General features: G+C 58.0%; 17 protein-coding genes and 4 tRNA genes. 12 read left to right on the top strand and 9 right to left on the bottom strand.

Annotated elements, in window-relative coordinates:
* Positions 1-17: 17 nt before the first annotated feature.
* Both AAAX72_RS01915 and AAAX72_RS01910 read right to left on the bottom strand, forming a co-directional pair.
* Entirely contained in the window at positions 18-152 is a 135-nt protein-coding gene (locus AAAX72_RS01915) for a hypothetical protein (protein WP_349117327.1), read from the bottom strand.
* Positions 136-522, bottom strand: coding sequence for a hypothetical protein (locus tag AAAX72_RS01910; RefSeq protein ID WP_349128789.1), 387 nt, complete (start codon positions 520-522; stop codon positions 136-138). Before AAAX72_RS01910 ends, AAAX72_RS01915 begins: the two co-directional genes overlap by 17 nt.
* Positions 523-885: 363 nt before the next feature.
* Between AAAX72_RS01910 and AAAX72_RS01905 the strand changes: the two genes are divergently transcribed.
* The 12 genes from AAAX72_RS01905 to rplA all read left to right on the top strand — a co-directional run bounded on the left by AAAX72_RS01905 (position 886) and on the right by rplA (position 7,635).
* The gene (locus AAAX72_RS01905) at positions 886-1,596 is read left to right on the top strand and encodes a hypothetical protein (RefSeq protein ID WP_349128788.1); all 711 of its coding nucleotides are present in this window, start codon (positions 886-888) and stop codon (positions 1,594-1,596) included.
* The gene (locus AAAX72_RS01900) at positions 1,593-2,525 is read left to right on the top strand and encodes a DUF4268 domain-containing protein (protein ID WP_349128787.1); all 933 of its coding nucleotides are present in this window, start codon (positions 1,593-1,595) and stop codon (positions 2,523-2,525) included. The genes AAAX72_RS01905 and AAAX72_RS01900 overlap by 4 nt, the downstream gene beginning before the upstream one ends.
* Positions 2,526-3,253: 728 nt before the next feature.
* Positions 3,254-3,335: transfer RNA gene (locus AAAX72_RS01895), tRNA-Tyr, on the top strand.
* Between the two features lie 10 nt (positions 3,336-3,345).
* Positions 3,346-3,421, top strand: a tRNA-Thr gene (locus AAAX72_RS01890).
* Positions 3,422-3,424: 3 nt separating this feature from the next.
* Positions 3,425-3,501 (top strand) — tRNA-Met (locus AAAX72_RS01885).
* A 96-nt stretch (positions 3,502-3,597) separates the two neighbouring features.
* Positions 3,598-4,788 carry an elongation factor Tu gene (tuf, locus tag AAAX72_RS01880; RefSeq protein WP_349128785.1) on the top strand — a complete coding sequence of 397 codons (1,191 nt, stop codon included), beginning with the start codon at positions 3,598-3,600 and terminating at the stop codon, positions 4,786-4,788.
* Between the two features lie 279 nt (positions 4,789-5,067).
* Positions 5,068-5,217, top strand: coding sequence for a 50S ribosomal protein L33 (rpmG, locus tag AAAX72_RS01875; RefSeq protein ID WP_022093895.1), 150 nt, complete (start codon positions 5,068-5,070; stop codon positions 5,215-5,217).
* Positions 5,218-5,230: 13 nt separating this feature from the next.
* A tRNA-Trp gene (locus tag AAAX72_RS01870) sits at positions 5,231-5,306 on the top strand.
* A gap of 76 nt (positions 5,307-5,382) precedes the next feature.
* A complete protein-coding gene (gene secE, locus AAAX72_RS01865) occupies positions 5,383-5,721 on the top strand; it encodes a preprotein translocase subunit SecE (RefSeq protein WP_035137537.1) in 339 nt (112 codons plus the stop codon).
* A 3-nt stretch (positions 5,722-5,724) separates the two neighbouring features.
* Positions 5,725-6,261 carry a transcription termination/antitermination protein NusG gene (nusG, locus tag AAAX72_RS01860; RefSeq protein ID WP_099432095.1) on the top strand — a complete coding sequence of 179 codons (537 nt, stop codon included), beginning with the start codon at positions 5,725-5,727 and terminating at the stop codon, positions 6,259-6,261.
* A 120-nt stretch (positions 6,262-6,381) separates the two neighbouring features.
* On the top strand, positions 6,382-6,810 hold the full coding sequence (rplK, locus tag AAAX72_RS01855) for a 50S ribosomal protein L11 (protein ID WP_022093893.1): 429 nt from the start codon (positions 6,382-6,384) through the stop codon (positions 6,808-6,810).
* Positions 6,811-6,927: 117 nt separating this feature from the next.
* Positions 6,928-7,635, top strand: coding sequence for a 50S ribosomal protein L1 (gene rplA / locus AAAX72_RS01850; RefSeq protein WP_022093892.1), 708 nt, complete (start codon positions 6,928-6,930; stop codon positions 7,633-7,635).
* A 125-nt stretch (positions 7,636-7,760) separates the two neighbouring features.
* Here the strand turns inward: rplA and AAAX72_RS01845 are convergent, their stop codons facing one another.
* The 7 genes from AAAX72_RS01845 to AAAX72_RS01815 all read right to left on the bottom strand — a co-directional run bounded on the left by AAAX72_RS01845 (position 7,761) and on the right by AAAX72_RS01815 (position 16,451).
* Positions 7,761-8,471: a metallophosphoesterase gene (locus AAAX72_RS01845; protein WP_349128783.1), complete on the bottom strand. Its 711-nt coding sequence runs from the start codon at positions 8,469-8,471 to the stop codon at positions 7,761-7,763.
* Positions 8,468-10,384: a BMP family ABC transporter substrate-binding protein gene (locus AAAX72_RS01840; protein ID WP_349128781.1), complete on the bottom strand. Its 1,917-nt coding sequence runs from the start codon at positions 10,382-10,384 to the stop codon at positions 8,468-8,470. Before AAAX72_RS01840 ends, AAAX72_RS01845 begins: the two co-directional genes overlap by 4 nt.
* 92 nt (positions 10,385-10,476) lie before the next feature.
* Positions 10,477-11,244, bottom strand: a complete 768-nt coding sequence (locus AAAX72_RS01835) for a mechanosensitive ion channel domain-containing protein (protein WP_195239368.1) — start codon at positions 11,242-11,244, stop codon at positions 10,477-10,479.
* A 129-nt stretch (positions 11,245-11,373) separates the two neighbouring features.
* Positions 11,374-13,398 carry a 5'-nucleotidase C-terminal domain-containing protein gene (locus tag AAAX72_RS01830; RefSeq protein WP_349128780.1) on the bottom strand — a complete coding sequence of 675 codons (2,025 nt, stop codon included), beginning with the start codon at positions 13,396-13,398 and terminating at the stop codon, positions 11,374-11,376.
* Between the two features lie 158 nt (positions 13,399-13,556).
* Positions 13,557-14,351, bottom strand: coding sequence for an ATP-binding cassette domain-containing protein (locus tag AAAX72_RS01825; RefSeq protein ID WP_055250279.1), 795 nt, complete (start codon positions 14,349-14,351; stop codon positions 13,557-13,559).
* Positions 14,344-15,267 (bottom strand): ABC transporter permease, encoded by a 924-nt coding sequence (locus tag AAAX72_RS01820; protein WP_006234992.1) that lies wholly within the window; start codon positions 15,265-15,267, stop codon positions 14,344-14,346. The genes AAAX72_RS01825 and AAAX72_RS01820 overlap by 8 nt, the downstream gene beginning before the upstream one ends.
* 203 nt (positions 15,268-15,470) lie before the next feature.
* Complete coding sequence (locus tag AAAX72_RS01815) at positions 15,471-16,451, bottom strand: ABC transporter substrate-binding protein (protein ID WP_022093885.1); 981 nt, start codon at positions 16,449-16,451, stop codon at positions 15,471-15,473.
* Between the last annotated feature and the right edge of the window lie 72 nt (positions 16,452-16,523).

The raw sequence follows: 16,523 nt of genomic DNA, 5'->3' as shown, positions 1-16,523 counted from the left end.
AGGCATCACGCGGCAAATTATCGGTAGAACACGTCGAATTCAATTGTGTGAATGCGTGCGTTGTCGGGACCGGCGTCAATCGTAGAATGTTCGGCGTCGCTCACTTCTGCCCAGACTTTATGGCCGCCGTTGATCCTATCGACGATTTTCATGACGGCTGCCTCTTCTTCTGCCGTCGCGCTCCAGGGGATGTCGCAGAGTTTTTTCGCCGTCTTCAGAGATGGCGTCGAGCCAAGCAGCATCCTTTGGAATGTCGGGGTCTTGTTCGAATCGAAGGATGGCTCCAGGTTTAAGCGCTTCGCGCTGGACTTCTACCTCATCTGGTTCGTACATCCAATCGGTGCCTTCAAATTCCTTTTCCCAAAGGTATCCGTATCCGATTGTTTTCACGCTTACAATGTACGTTTTGCCAGAAGAGAGGCCGATGGCTGTTTTCGGCTTAATAAAGAATGCTCCGAAAGCTGAGGCCGCGAGAACCGTAAATCCGCGTCGAGTTAATTCAAGTTCTTCTAAGTTGCCCATTTGGATCTCCTTCTTTAAGAGCGGGCTGTTCGTTATTGAGAAAAATAGACGTTCGTGGGGATATAAAACTGCAGCCAATTCCCTCTGCTCAATGACGTTGGAAGCTCTAATACAATCGATGCGCTAATACCAATCTGGCTTTGAATATTGAAGGTAGACATGAACACGGAGCACTCCTCGATTCGCTCACTGCACTCACCGATTAATAGACGTTTCGCTGTTACGTTTTACGCTGCAAGAATTAGACTGCTTGCTTAGGTGTTAGAGGCATTCGGCATAGACATGAGAAGCCGCGCCAAGTGCCTGGTGCTTCTTGAAAGTCGTGGCCGATCCGGAAAGCGGAATGGCGAAAGGAATAGTTGGATGGCTGTAAATCTTAAAAACGTAAAAGATACGGTGAACCTTGCGGCGGAGGTCCTGGGTGCTGCGGCCGCCGTCATTGAGGGTGCAAAGCAGCTCGGTGTCGATGTTGATGCCGTCGGCGGTGCCGTAAAGGATGCGGCGGGCGGTGCTGCTAACGGCGCTCATGTCGTTGCCGATGGTATTGGTAAGGGGTTCGGCGCGGCGGCCGATGGCGTCGGCGCGGCAGTTGGCGCACTGGGCGGTGCTGCGAAAGCGTTTCAGGATTCAAGAGAAGCTGCCGAGGCTCGTAAGAAGATCAACGCTGCAAGGCAATCGATTTTTGAAGGAGCGTCGACGGTGATGCCCCTACACAAGTTTGTCTGTCAGCAGGACAAAGCTGCCGATGCTGCGTTTAACGGTTTCGATATGCCCGGCTGTTACCTTATCGCAAAGTATCAAAAGGGCGACCACGATAAGAACTACAGCGATTACCTGGGTATTTACGTTGGTTCGAGCGAGCACATGTCGGAGGATATCGTATCCACGCCCACGCGCCAGGGCGATCCGGACGTTTATGCCGACTACAAGTACCATCAAAATGTGATGCTGTTTGTGTTCCCCTGCGAGCTGAAAGACCTCGAAGAGCGTCGTGATCTTCTTCTGCGCTCGTTTGATGGCAAGAGGCTCTACAACGACGCTGATGCCTCTCTTAGCCGATGGGGCGACAGATGAAGTCCTATAACCTTGATACCATTCAGAAAGTTCCCCTGCGCGAGGTGTGGCCGCATGAGGCCCACGACTTCACCAAGTGGCTGGCCGAGGAGCAGAACCTCGCAACCCTCGGGATGGCGGTCGGAATCGAGCTCGAGCTCATAGAGACGGAGTCCTCGGTCGGATCGTTCAACGTGGACATCTACGCGCAGGAGTCCGGTACGGGCCGCAAGGTGATCATCGAGAACCAGCTCGAGGACACCAACCACGACCACCTCGGCAAGGTGATCACGTACGCCGCCGGCAAGGGCGCCGAGGTCGTCATCTGGGTCGTGGCTCGTGCCCGCGACGAGCACCGCCAGGCCATCGAGTGGCTCAACCAGCACACCGACAGCGACTTCGGGTTCTTCCTAGTCGAGGTCGAGCTCTGGAAGATCGGGGACTCCCTGCCCGCCCCGCGCTTCAACGTGGTCGAGCAGCCGAACGAGTGGACTAAGACCGTGAAGCTCTCCGAGGGGCTCAGCGAGACCGAAAAGGTCAAGCTGGCGTACTGGACGGCCTACCGCGAGGTGGCGGACGGCCATCCGGAGTTCCTCAAGGAGTTCAGCCCGCAGAAGCCCAGCAAGGACCATTGGTCGACGCTCCGCCTGGGGGTCTCGGCATACCATCTCGCCCTGCTCATCGATACGCACAAAGGCCGCACGGGCATCGAGCTGTACGTGGACGACGACAAGGAGATCGGGCGCCGCGCCATCGCCAACAGCGGGGTCTTCGAGGAGCGCCTCGGGCTGACGGCGGCACCCTTCGATGCGAAAAAGGCCTCGGGACTGCGCTTCTACAAGGCGGGCCACCCCATCAAGGGCCACCAGGATGCATGGCCGACGTACATCGAGGAGCAGCTCGGATGGGCCATCGAGATGAAAAAGATAATCGCGGAGATCGGGCTCTAGGGCAAGTGCGAAGCCGATCGTCGGGCCTTGTAGATACAGTCGCTCAGAGTATTGAGACAAAACTAGATAGAGGGATGCCCCCAACCTATATATGAATGGCACTTTCTTTAGACTACGTCGTAACAATTATTGGTGGGTGCAGCTCTGAATGTCTCAATCTGTAACGCTGGGGCATTTGCTTCAACCTGTTACAGATCAAGATGGAAGGATGCAGATGGATCAATTGTCTTAATCTGTAACAGGTAGGGGAGGAAAACCGTTCTTACTGTTACAGATTTAGATAACGAGGGAGGCCGGCGGCGAATCGTCTTGATCTGTAACATCTGGACCAATAATCAGCGTCTTGCTGTTACAAAACAAGACAAAAGCGGCGAGGCGCCTGACCGTCCTGTTTAAGCGTGGATTTTCCCACGCTCGATTTCAAACGGGAGAAAATCAACTCTCGTACCTATATGTAGGTACGAATAAGCCGATCTCGAAGATGCGGCAAGGCACGTTCACTCCACTACGCAAAAGTGTTCCCTCGGGAAATGTCACCGCTATATGCAAATTTATCGTCCTTCATATCCAAACTCAGCAAAACCGCAGGTCAAAAGCATATAGATACGCCCGGCACCGTGTATCTAGAGGTTTTCGTTGACAGCCCCCAAGGTGGCATCGTATTATCTTCTTCGTTCGCGGGGGCGGCGGTCCAAAAGACCAAAGGACCTGCGGATACTTGAACGATTGGGAGTTTGCCCGAGTGGTTAATGGGGACGGGCTGTAAACCCGTTGGCTCTGCCTACATAGGTTCGAATCCTATAGCTCCCACCCGTCAAGTGCCTGTATAGCTCAGTCGGTAGAGCACTTCGTTGGTAACGAAGAGGTCACCAGTTCAAGTCTGGTTGCAGGCTCCATCCGGCGGTGTAGCTCAGTTGGTTAGAGCACACGGTTCATACCCGTGGCGTCACTGGTTCGAATCCAGTCACCGCTACCATAGGTAACACGGTGGCTTCTCAATAGTATGTTGAGAGGCCACTATGGTATAAAGGCAAAGTCCCGTCCGGGGACGACCTGTTTAGAGGAGGGCTTTATGGCCAAAGAGAAGTTTGAGCGCACTAAGCCGCATGTTAACATCGGCACCATTGGTCACGTCGACCACGGCAAGACCACGCTGACCGCTGCCATCACCAAGGTTCTCTCCGAGACCGAGGGCTGCAAGGCTGACTTCACTGCGTTCGAGAACATCGACAAGGCTCCCGAGGAGCGCGAGCGCGGCATTACGATTTCCGTCTCCCACGTTGAGTACGAGACCGCTGCCCGTCACTACGCTCACGTTGACTGCCCGGGCCACGCTGACTACGTCAAGAACATGATCTCCGGTGCTGCTCAGATGGACGGCGCTATCCTGGTCATCGCCGCTACCGACGGCCCCATGGCTCAGACCCGCGAGCACATCCTGCTCGCCCGTCAGGTCGGCGTTCCCTACATCGTCGTCTTCCTGAACAAGTGCGACATGGTCGACGATGACGAGCTCATCGACCTCGTCGAGATGGAGACCCGTGAGCTCCTCTCCGAGTACGATTTCCCCGGCGACGACATCCCCGTCATCCGTGGTTCCGCTCTGGGCGCTCTCGAGGGCGACGTCAAGTGGATGGACGCTATCCGCGAGCTCATGAAGGCCGTCGACGAGTACATTCCGACGCCTGCTCGTAACAACGACCTCCCGTTCCTGATGGCCGTTGAGGACGTTATGACCATCTCCGGCCGTGGTACCGTTGCTACCGGCCGTGTCGAGCGCGGTGAGCTCAAGCTCAACGAGCCCGTCGAGATCGTCGGCATCAAGGATACCCAGAACACCGTCGTTACCGGTATCGAGATGTTCCGTAAGTCCATGGACTTCTGCGAGGCTGGCGACAACGTCGGTCTGCTGCTCCGCGGCATCAAGCGCGAGGACATCGAGCGCGGCCAGGTTCTCTGCAAGCCCGGTTCGGTTACCCCGCACACCAAGTTCACCGGCGAGATCTACGTTCTGACCAAGGAGGAGGGCGGCCGTCACACCCCGTTCTTCGATGGTTATCGTCCTCAGTTCTACTTCCGTACCACCGACGTTACCGGTACGGTCAAGCTCCCCGAGGGCACCGAGATGGCTATGCCTGGTGACCACATCACCATCGAGGGCGACCTCATCCACCCGATCGCCATGGAGGAGGGCCTGCGCTTCGCTATCCGCGAGGGTGGCCACACCGTCGGTTCGGGCATCGTCTCCACGATCATTGAGTAAATTAGCTCTTTGATATAGCTGACTTAGAGAACCCGGCACTTATATGGGTGCCGGGTTCTTTTCTGCAATGGATATTGAGCCGTTGCTGGTGTCGAGAGGATCGATAATGGTCCTGGATGCACCGTCGATTAGCTCTCGATGGCTTCATTGATGTGTTCCAAATATGAATGGATCCACCGAGAACCAATTGACTCGAGGTTTTCATTGACAGCACTTACGTGGAGCTGATAAAGTAACAACTCGTGCCCGTACGGGGCGGAAATGAAAGGTTCAGGATACATGCGTACTCTAGTTACTCTTGCGTGCACTGAGTGCAAGCGCCGCAACTATACGACCACCAAGAACAAGTCGACCATGCCTGATCGTATGGAGATCAAGAAGTATTGCCCCTGGTGCCGTCACCACACGCTGCACAAAGAGACTCGCTAGTCTCTAGTCACATACGCCAGTAGTTCAATTGGTAGAGCATCGGTCTCCAAAACCGAGTGTTGAGGGTTCGAGTCCTTCCTGGCGTGCCAGTCATTATTCCGTAAGCTCCCACTTGGGGGCTTACGGTTTACTCATGTATAAGCGCATTGCGCGGAGGTAACCCAAATGGCCAACAAGAAGAACAAGAAGAAGGCTCAGCAGCCGGCACCTGCCAACAAAGCTGCCGCCAACTCCAAGGTTGAGGCCAAGAAGGCCGTTGCCAAGAAGAACGAGAAGGCTGCGAAGTCCAAGAAGAACGAGAAGCCTGGTTTCTTCGCCCGCACCAAGAAGTATTTCGCTTCGGTCAAGTCCGAGATGAAGCGTGTCACGTGGCCCGATAAGAAGGAGCTCGTGAACTACTCGGTCGTCGTTTGCGCTTCTCTGATCGTCGTCGGCGTCGTCATCGCTCTGCTCGATGCTGGCTTTGGCGAGGCTCTTGCTCTGTTCTCTGGATTGAGGGGCTAAACCATGTCTAAGCGTTGGTACGTCGTTCACACTTACTCTGGATACGAGAACCGCGTTAAGTCCGATCTCGAGCATCGCATCGAGACTATGGGCATGCAGGACCGTATCTTTGATATCGAGATTCCTATGGAGCGCGTCACCGAGATTAAAGAGGGTGGCAAGCGTGAGACCAAGGATTCCAAGATCTTCCCGGGTTATGTCCTGGTCCGCATGGAGATGGATGACGATGCTTGGACGTGTGTTCGTAACACGCCCGGCGTCACCGGTTTCCTAGGCGGCAACGGCAAGCCCGCTCCGCTTTCCCGCGACGAGTACAACAAGATGACTCGTCGTCCCGGTAAGGGCGATTCGCCCAAGCGCACCTCGGTTGATATTGAGGTCGGTACGTCCGTCCGCGTCACCGATGGCCCGCTTACCGACTTTGATGGCAAGGTCTCCGAGGTTAACACCGAGGCTGGCAAGCTCAAGGTCACGCTGATGATCTTTGGCCGCGAGACGCCGGTCGAGCTCGACTTTAACCAGGTCGCTGTCATCGCTTAAGTTTTCGTCCGTTCGCGCGAGCGTGCTTCTTCTGTGACTGCTCATCTCAGGAGTGCTTCTAACACGTGCGTGCTTACGATATAGCAAGTACTTCACACTCGTGATTCGAAAGGAATGACCATGGCTGAGAAGAAGGTTGCCAACGTCATTAAGCTCCAGATTCCTGCTGGTGCAGCTAACCCCGCTCCTCCCGTCGGCCCCGCCCTGGGCGCTGCTGGCGTGAACATCATGCAGTTCTGCCAGGCCTTTAACGCCGAGACGCAGGACAAGAAGGGCGACATCATCCCCGTTGAGATCTCTGTCTACGAGGACAAGTCCTTCTCCTTCATCACCAAGACCCCGCCGGCGGCTCACCTCATCAAGAAGGAGCTGAACCTCAAGTCTGGTTCCGCTAAGCCCCAGGCCGACAAGGTTGGTCAGCTCTCCCAGGAGCAGCTCACCAAGATCGCCGAGATCAAGATGCCGGACCTCAATGCCAACGACATTGACGCCGCCAAGAAGATCATCGCCGGTACCGCCCGTTCCATGGGTGTCACCATCGCTGAGTAGCGATTTCTTATGGTAACAACGGATGCTCCGACCGGGGTGCCCGTTAAATGTGTGCAATAGGGCACACGATACGATGTGGGAGGGCTCACGCCCGTTTAACCACAGGAGGTAATGCACATGGCTAAGCATGGTAAGAGCTATAACGCCGCTGCCGAGAAGATCGACCGCGCCACGCTCTACACCCCCCTTCAGGCTGCCAAGCTCATCAAGGAGCTCGACACCGCCAAGTTCGACGAGACCGTCGAGGCCCACTTCCGTCTGGGCATCGATACTCGTAAGGCTGACCAGAACATCCGTGGTTCCATCTCCCTGCCCCACGGCACCGGCAAGACCGTTCGTGTTGCCGTCTTCGCCGAGGGCGAGAAGGCCCGCGAGGCTGAGGCTGCCGGCGCCGACATCATCGGTTCCGACGAGCTCGTCGCCCAGATTCAGAAGGGCGAGATCAACTTCGACGCCGCTATCGCTACGCCGAACATGATGGCCAAGGTTGGCCGCATCGGTAAGATCCTTGGTCCCCGTGGCCTCATGCCGAACCCCAAGCTCGGCACTGTGACCATGGACGTCGCCAAGATGGTCTCCGAGCTCAAGGCTGGCCGCGTTGAGTACCGCGCCGACCGCTACGGCATCTGCCACGTGCCCCTGGGCAAGAAGTCCTTCTCTGAGCAGCAGCTCGTTGAGAACTACGCTGCCCTGTACACCGAGATCCTGCGCGTCAAGCCCTCTTCTGCTAAGGGCAAGTACGTCAAGTCCATCTCCGTGTCTTCCACCATGGGCCCTGGCGTCAAGGTCGATCCCGCTGTCCAGCGTGACTTCCTGGCTGAGTAACTAACAGTTACTGCCTGAGCAAAGCAAGCATTGCTAAGGAAACCCGGTTCTGCCCCGTGCAGGACCGGGTTTCTTGCTATCGCGTCAAAACCACCTCAAAGGGGACAGTGTCCTCTTTGTGGTGGTTACCAGGGGGTTCTGGCAGTTGAGGACTCGATGGCTTCGTGGCGTTTGAGCTCGCGGCGCATGGTTTGTGAGTTGAGCCAAGCTGCTTGCCAGCCGCGGATGGGGTAGTGCGTCTGGTCGAGCTCAAACTGCGTATAGCCGCAGGCGTTGATGATCGTCGTTCCACACACATGCTGACGCTCGCGCTGAAAATCGCAACCGTAGCTTTGGTGCACATGCCCGTGCACCATGTAGTCGGGATTCCAGGATTCGAGTGCTATGTTAAAGCACTCGAATCCTCGATGCGGCAGATCGTCCAGATCACCCATACCGGCGGCGGGTGCATGGGTAAGCAGAATGTCGCACCCGCCGACCATCCTAACCTTACGCGACAGCTTACGCATGCGCTTGGACATCTCGCGTTCGGTGTACATGTTGGCGCCGTCGCGATAACGCATGGACCCGCCAAGGCCCGCAATGCGAATCCCTCGGTACGTGTACACGCTGTCCTCTACGCAGATACATCCACCCGGTGCATGACGTGCATAGCGGTCATCGTGATTGCCGCGCACGTAGATGAGCGGTTTGTTGATGACCGTGACCAAAAACTCAAGATAGTCCGGGTCCAGATCGCCGGCGGACAAAATCAGGTCGACTCCCTCAAAGCGTTCCTTGCGAAAGCACTCCCAAAGGCATCGTTCTTCGGTATCGGCTATGGCAAGGATTTTCATAGGGCAGGGACTTTCGGCTCATCGTCGAGCTGCGGAATGGTGCCTACCACGTTGTCCGCCAGCCAATTCATCTCGACAATCTGCGTGCTCGGCAGCGGAGGGAAGCCTTCGATCTGTACCACGCCGTTCTGGCTGTGGAGCTCGCCGCCAAAGGGGTTGATGGATCCCTCAACAATGCCGTTGCGGAGCAACTGCACGAGTTTGCGCGTTTGGTAGGGTAGGCCCGGAGCGTAACGGATGTCGATAACGCCGGAGCTCATGCCATACCAGTAGTTGACAGCGCGCACTTGGTTGTCGTCGCTGGTCTCGTCCCACGTGCCGTGAAGAAGGCTGCGAACGATGAGCTCGTAGTAACGGCCCCAGTTCCATACGGGCATGGCGATGCCGGTGACTTTGCCGTCGACCAAGCGGTGAAGCCCGTAGGCCGTTGGGTCTTCGAGCGACTTTGACATGTCAGCGCCGGTCATGACGCTTACGCCTTCGCGGCACATGGCTTCGGCAAGACCACCGGCGGGAACATCGCCCCAGGTGAGGATGACCTGCGCGCGCGGGTCGAGCAGCGAGGCGCCAATCGCAAAGGCGTTGATCTCGCTGAGTGCGCCCGAGGCGAAGACCGACGCGTGGTAACCGATGCGGTGGTTGTCCGCCATGCTGGCCGCAAGGGCGCCCAGCAGAAACTTGGCCTCGTACATCTTGCCAAAGTACGAGCGTACGCTTTGATGGGGAAGGCCGATAGAGCAGTTGAGGAACCGAACCCGGGGATACTCAACGGCAGCCCTGAGCGTGTATTCCATCAGGCGGTGCGAGGTCGAGAAGATGACGTTTGCTCCATGTTTGACAGCCGTTTCCACGGCGGCGTAGAACACATCCGGATCGTGACAGTCCTCGAACGCCTCGGTGCGCACGATACCGCCAAAGTGCTCATCGAGATACTGACGCCCTTGGTCGTGCAGGCTGTCCCAGCTCGACGTCGCACAGGGGAACTCATGGATAAAGGCGATGCGCAGGGGGTTGGCCGTCGAGTAGACGGTCTTGCCCATAAAGAAGTTGAGCACGCCAGAGGTGGACTTGGCGGGCGTCTTTTCCTCGTCGACGCTCGGTGCTTCGACGAGATCGACCTTGTCCTCGTCATTTTTGCCGGCAATGACCAGCTCGCGCCAGATCTTGCACAGGCGGTTTACGACGATATCCGTTGGCGTATCCAGCAGGCGGTCCTGGTTGTACACATTGAGGTAGACGAGCATGGCGTCGGCGGGCGTAATGTCCAGGTGATCGCCGCCTGCGCGAAGGTAGGCGCGCTTAAAGAGCAGGAAAGTGTGGCGCAGGTAGTCGACCTTTTTCTGCGGCCATTTTTCGATAAGGTTCTGACCGAGCATCTTCGCGAGCGTTTCGTAGCTTCCCTCACGCGAGAACTCGATCTCGTATAGGGGGCAGACGCGCCAAAACGCGCAGAACTCGCCGTACAGGCGGCTTTCGACGGAATCCCATGTGCCGGGGTAGAGACGGGTGACCTTGGCCGAAACCGTCGGGGCGTCTAGGAATTTGAGGACACTGACGCGTTTGTTGCCTTCTTGGACATAGAACCGATGCATGAACTCGGTGACGATGACGGGGTCGCGATAGCCCTCGGTCACCTGGATGTCGTAGAGGTTGGACCACTTGCGGGCGAACTCGGTGCTAAACGGAAGCAGGGGCATAAAGTTACACGAAAAGGCGGACTGACGGCCCTTGGTGACCGTGCCGACGACCATTTCGAGCGGAATATCCCGCAGGCCGACATTCTCTCGCTGACCTAAGGGGAGCTGAGCAACCAAGCTATCGAGGTCCGTAAGGTATGGATGCTCGCTTTGGCTAATGGCGCGTCGACGTCCTTGCTCGCCGCGCTTGCGTGCTTGACGATAGGCCTCTTCCATAATGTTGCTCCCTTAGTCGTTTAAACAACTATATGAACCATGGTACCACGAATGAAAACCACTACAAAGATGCCTGACCCCTTTGCGGTGGTTTAGGCGATGATGGGGGCGATGGCGCGGATGCAGGCGTCGGCAGCGGTGAAAGTGGTGCTGTCGTCGCTGACGATAAAGATGATCTTTCCTTTGATGCCAAAGTCGCCGATTTCGCTAAAGAGCACGTAGGGCTCTTTGTCAAAGCCCGAGATGGGCGAGACGGCCGTTTTGGTTGCGCTCGTGAGCTCGTCTGCCAGCACGTCAAGGGAAGCCCACTTAGACGTGTCCTTTACGGCAACGGGCACGGCCACGCGTCCAAAGGGCATCAAATGCACGAGCGTGTTCTTGGAGATGTTGGAGTTGGGCACAATGATGGTCTGTCCACAGGCATCCTCAATCGTTGTATGTCGCCAAGTGATGTCTTGGACCACGCCGGATACGCCGCCGACCTCGATATTGTCGCCGGGTTTGATGATGCCCATAAACGTCACCTGCATGCCGCCGATAAGGTTTGACAGCGTGTCCTGAAAGCCGAGCGAGATGGCGATGCCGCCGACGCCAAGAGCGGCGACGAGCGCGTTTGCGTTAATGCCAAAGCAGTTGTCGAGGATAAAGCTGCCGCCAATCATCCAGATGACGGCGCGCGCGATGTTGATGAAGATACTCGATGCCGGAAGCGGGTTATCGTCTCGGTTAAGCAGATGGTTCAGGGTCTTGGATACGACCTTGGCGGCGACGGCGGTGCCTATCGCCAAGATGACGGCCCAGATGATGTTGTGGACCCACCGTTGCTCAAAGAAATGAAGAATCGGCTCAAACAATTCCATGTAGGGAAAACCTCCTAATGATCGTCCAACCATGATACCCACCAAGAAGCCCGTCCGATCAAATTCGGACGGGCTTCTGTGCTCGATATAAAGTTTACGCGGTGGGGCTGCAAGGCCCGGCGGTGTAGCTTAGCGTCGACGCTTCCAGATAATGCCGAGCATGATGACGATGATGCCGCCGATAAGGCACGCGCCAACTACTGCCAGCGTGCGGTCTCCCGTTGCGGCGAGCTTACCGGTCATCTTCTTGGTGATGACCTTCGTGGTCGCCGTGTCCGTCTTAGGCGAGGGCTTAGGCGTCGGGGCCGGTGTGGGCGTGGGGTCCACGGCAGCGGAGCCAAAGCTGATGGTGCCGGCGAGCCCGGCCATCTTGCTCTCCCAGCCGTTCTGCCCAATCAGCGCCCTCAGCGCCGCCTCGCACGTGCCCCACTCGGTGTACTTGGTGGCGTTTGCGAAGGTGGGGAAGTCGGTCGTGTTGGTGATGATGTAGTTGTTGGTGGCGACGGTATAGGTCTTGGTGGGATCGAGCGTGCTGCCGTCTTTGGTGAGTGTGGCACTCACAATGCGCTTGCCTTCGGGCTGTGTCCAATCAATCGTCACGTTGATGCCGCCAAAGGAGAGAACGCTGCCAGAGTCATCGCGCCACTTGTACTTGTCTTGCGCCTCCTGCTCGGTGTGACCGGCCGCCACATAAGCCTGCTGAAGCTCGTAGCTGTCGTTGCAATCGTCGCTGATTTGTAGCGAGTGCTCGAGCGCTGCGAGGAAGTCCGCGCCGGTCGTGGCCCAGGTCTCCACGGTGTTGCCGTAGGGCGAGATGGCGATGACGTTGCCGGCGGTCACGTTGCCCGCCGCGATGCCGCCGCGGATGCCGCCAGCGTTTTCGATAGCGAGGTCCGCGCCCGTCAGGTCAAGATAGGAGCTGCAAATCACGTGGCCGATGGTCTGGGCCTTGGTGGTGTCGCCCTCCTTGCTGGGACGGAAATCGGTGGTGCGCACCATTTCCCAACCATGCGTGCCTGCGGCGTCCTCGCCGTAGAAATAGTTGGTGGTGGATGTGCCGAGCACCTTGTTCGATTCGTTTTCAAAGTCCTCGTCGAGCGGCTTGATCTTGTTGCGGACGGCTTCAAGGCGGTTTTGGTAGTCGGAGCCCTTGTCGGGGTCTGCCAAAAGGTCGTTGACGTTCTTGGCGGTGTAGAGCTTCTCGTTGCTGTCGTCTGCAGGGACCGTGACCGTGTCATCGTCGGTCGTCTCGGTGCCATTCGTGTCGTATTTGTACGGAATGGAAAGCAGTCCCACCTCGGCAAAGGCACTGCCCGCCTCGACAACGTGGATTGTCTTGCCGTCGGCTCCCGTCACCTTCTCGTTAAGGTTGATGTGCTCGTGGCCTGCGATAAGGGCATCGACGCCACGGAGTCGCGTGGCAAAGGTCTTGGCGTCGAGCGTGTGCGCGATACAGACGACAACGTTGCAGCCCTCCTTGCGCAGCTGCTCTGCCCCGGTATTGATGGCGTTCGCGGCACTCGAGAACGACGTGCCCGCGACCAGGTCCGCGCGCAGCGAGGATCCCAGCGACTCATCCATGGCACCCACGACGCCGACCTTGATTTTGTAGTCGAATGTGGAGTGATCCTCGCTATCCTCCCAGGTGCGATCGAGCGTCTTCGTGATGCTCGAGCTCCATACGCCGCTCGTAGACTTCGCGTTCGCGCAGAGCATGGCGAAGGGCGTGCCGGTGGTGCTGTAGCCGGTCATGGTGCGGAGCTTGTCCGCGCCGTAGCTCCAGTCGTGGTTGCCCGGCGTGGTCGCGTCGTAGCCGTCTACATAGAAGGTGTCCATGAGCTCGGCGATGCTCTTGCCCTCGCTCATGGTGGCGAAGGACTGCCCGTGGAAGGTGTCGCCCGCATCGAGCAAAAGATCGGGGGCGCTGTTTTGGGCGCTATAGAGAACCGCCAGCCCATCAAAGCCCACAGTGCCGGTGCCCTTGCTTGCGTTGTAGCTGTACTTGTAGCTGCCGTGGATGTCGTTGGTGTGCATGACGGCCACGGAGCCGTCAATAGCGGCGGGCAGGTTCCCCGCGAAAGCGAGGCTTGGGATGCCTGCGAGCGAGCCGGCAAACAACGCGGCGGCTAACGCAAGGCGGGGGAGTCTTTTCATGGCAGTTTCCTTAGTCCTTAGCCAGAATGTCTGGTTGAATATCGGATTATCGACATAATATGCGAAAACCGCCGCAAGGGCGTCTGTCCCTTTGCGGCGGTTTTGACGTTTGCGCAGATAAAACCTACCAAAATAGACCTGTTCCTTTTTGGCAGGTTTTAGCTCAGCAGCATGCGGTCGTTGGCGAGCTCGCCGCCCGAGACCTCCTCGAACTTCTGCAGCAGGTCGGCTACGGTGAGCGACTTCTTCTCATCGCCCGCCACGTCGTAGATCACATGGCCTTCGTGCATCATGATCAGACGGTTGCCCAGACGGATGGCGTCGTTCATGTTGTGCGTGACCATGAGCGTGGTCAAGTGGTTCTCGTCGACGATCTCCTCGGTCAGGTTGAGCACCTTAGAGGCCGTCTTGGGGTCGAGGGCCGCGGTGTGCTCGTCGAGCAGCAGCAGGCGCGGCCTGGTGAGCGTGGCCATCAGCAGGGTGAGTGCCTGGCGCTGGCCACCCGAGAGCAGGCCGACCTTGGCGTTGAGACGCGTGTCCAGACCAAGGTCCAGGCGCTTGAGCAACTCAACGTACTCATCTTTCTCGGCCTTGGTGACGCCCCACGAAAGGCCGCGACGCTGGCCGCGACGCTTGGCGAGGGCCAGGTTCTCGGCAATCTGCATGTCGGCAGCGGTACCGCGCATGGGGTCCTGAAACACGCGGCCCAGGTACTTGGCGCGCTGCGACTCGCTCAAGCGCGAGATGTCGGTGCCGTCGAGTTCAATAACGCCCGAATCGAGCGGGTACACGCCGGCGATCATGTTGAGCAGCGTGGACTTGCCGGCGCCATTGCCGCCGATCACGGTTACAAAGTCGCCGTCATTCAGGGTGAGGTCGACGCCGGTGAGCGCGCGCTTCTCGGTGACGGTGCCCTTGTTAAAGGTCTTCTTGACGTGCGAGAGCTTAAGCATCTGCCTCATCCCCCTTCGTGTAGGAGCTGCGGAGCTTATAGCGCTCCCAAACCACGGGCACGCATAGGGCCACAGCGACAATTACGGCGGAGAGCAGCTTCATGTCGTTGGCGTCCATGCCCAGCTGCAGCACGATGGCGCGGATGAGGAAGTACACCACGGAGCCAAAGACGGCAGAGGCCAGGCGAACGCTAAACTGTGTGAGTCCGCCGGGCAGCAGGCGACCGAGCACCTCGCCGATAACAATGGCGGCAAGACCGATAACGATGGCACCGGTGCCCATACCAATGTCGGCATACTTTTGGCTCTGGCAGATGAGCGCGCCCGAAAGGCCGATGAGGGCGTTGGAGAGCACGAGGGCGATCATCTTGGTGGAGTTGGTGTTGACGCCCAGAGCGCGGATCATGTACTCGTTGTTGCCGGTGGCGCGCAGCGCCGAGCCAATCTCGGTGCCAAAGAACCAATACAGGATGGCAACGATAGCCACGGCGAGCAGGATGCCCAAGATGATGGCAACGGTGGACTGCGGCAGACCGGTCATATTGCTGACGGCCGAGAACACGGTGCCCTTGGCAAGAATGGGCGTATTGGACTTGCCCATGATGCGCAGGTTGATGGACCACAGGCTGATCTGGGTGAGGATTCCGGCGAGGATCGCGGGAATCTCAAAGACGGTGGTCAGAATGCCCGTGACGGCGCCCGCGATGGCGCCGGCGCACATGCCGGCCAGCACGGCGAGCAGCGGGTCGACATTGTTATTGACGATGAGCACGGCGCAGACACAGCCGCCGAGGGCAAAGCTGCCGTCGCAGGTCATATCGGGGATGTCGAGCAGGCGGAACGTGATAAACACGCCAAGCACCATAATGCCCCAGAGGACGCCCTGCGAAACGGCGCCCTGCAATGCAATGAGCATGCTTCATACCTCCTAGGATAGGGTGGACACGTGATTTTCCATAATAGCGGTAACAATGCATAAAAGAGCTGCGGACGGATGTTTTGTTTTACCTGAAACAAGCAGGGCGGACGCCGGTCTACAGCGCCCGCCCCTGTGGCTCAGATATTGAATAACGCGGCTAAAGCGCGAGCACGGGCTCTAGACGCATGCCGCGTATGGCATTACGCGTCCAGAGCGGAAAGGTCGATGCCCAGCGCCTCGGCCATCTCGTCGTTCTTGACGACGACCAGGTCCTTGCTCGAGAGGTGCTTGATAGGCATGTCTTCGGGCTTGGCCTCGCCCTTCAGGATCTTAACGGCCATCTCGCCCGCGGCGTAGCCCAGGTCCTCATAGTTGATGGAGAGGGTGAACAGGCCGCCGGCCATGCACATGCCCTCCTCGCCAGTCACGAAGGGAAGCTTGTTCTCCTTGCAGATCTGGCCCACCTGCGAGGCGCCCGCGGCGATGGTGTTGTCGGTGGGGGAGTACAGCGCGTCGACCTTGCCCACGGCAGACTCGACGACGGACTGAATCTCGTTGGAGCTCGAGACGGTGAAATCGGTGTACTCGAGGCCCAGCTTGTCGAGCTCCTTCTTGGCGGCCTTGATCTGGACGTCGGAGTTGGACTCGGCGGTGCAGTAGAGCAGGCCGACCTTTTTAACGTCGGGCAGGACCTTCTGCATCATCTCGAGCTGCTCGGCGACCGGGGTGAGGTCGGAAGCGCCCGTGACGTTGGTGCCCGGCTTGTCGTTGTCCTGGACCAGGCCGGAGGCGGCGTAGTCGGTGATGGCACAGCCCACGATGGGGATATCGGCCGTGGCGCCGGCGGCAGCCTGCGCGGCGGGCGTGGCGATGGCATAAATCAGGTTGACGTTGTCGCCCACAAACTTGTCGGCAATGGACTTACACGTGGACTGGTCGTTCTGGGCGTTCTTCTGGTCGATCTTGACCTTAAGGCCGCTCTCCTTGATGGCCTTGACAAAGCCGTCGTTGGCGGCATCGAGTGCGGAGTGCTCGGTGAGCTGCAGAACGCCGATGGTGTAGTCGGAACCGGCGGCAGCAGAGCCGGAACCAGAGTTGCCGCCGCATCCGGCGAGCGGGGCGAGCGCGAGCAGGCCGGCGGAGACCAGAAGGCTCCTGCGACTGATGGTGATGTCCTTCATATCATTACCCCCAGTATAAAAATGGCTGGAAACACTGCACTGGGACAAAGTGCAAGTGGAACTATAGTAGCG

This window comes from Collinsella sp. CLA-ER-H8 (assembly GCF_040092335.1).
Classification (GTDB): domain Bacteria; phylum Actinomycetota; class Coriobacteriia; order Coriobacteriales; family Coriobacteriaceae; genus Collinsella.
The sequence above is the reverse complement of the archived record's forward strand: the minus strand, read 5'-3'. Positions and strand labels throughout refer to the sequence as shown.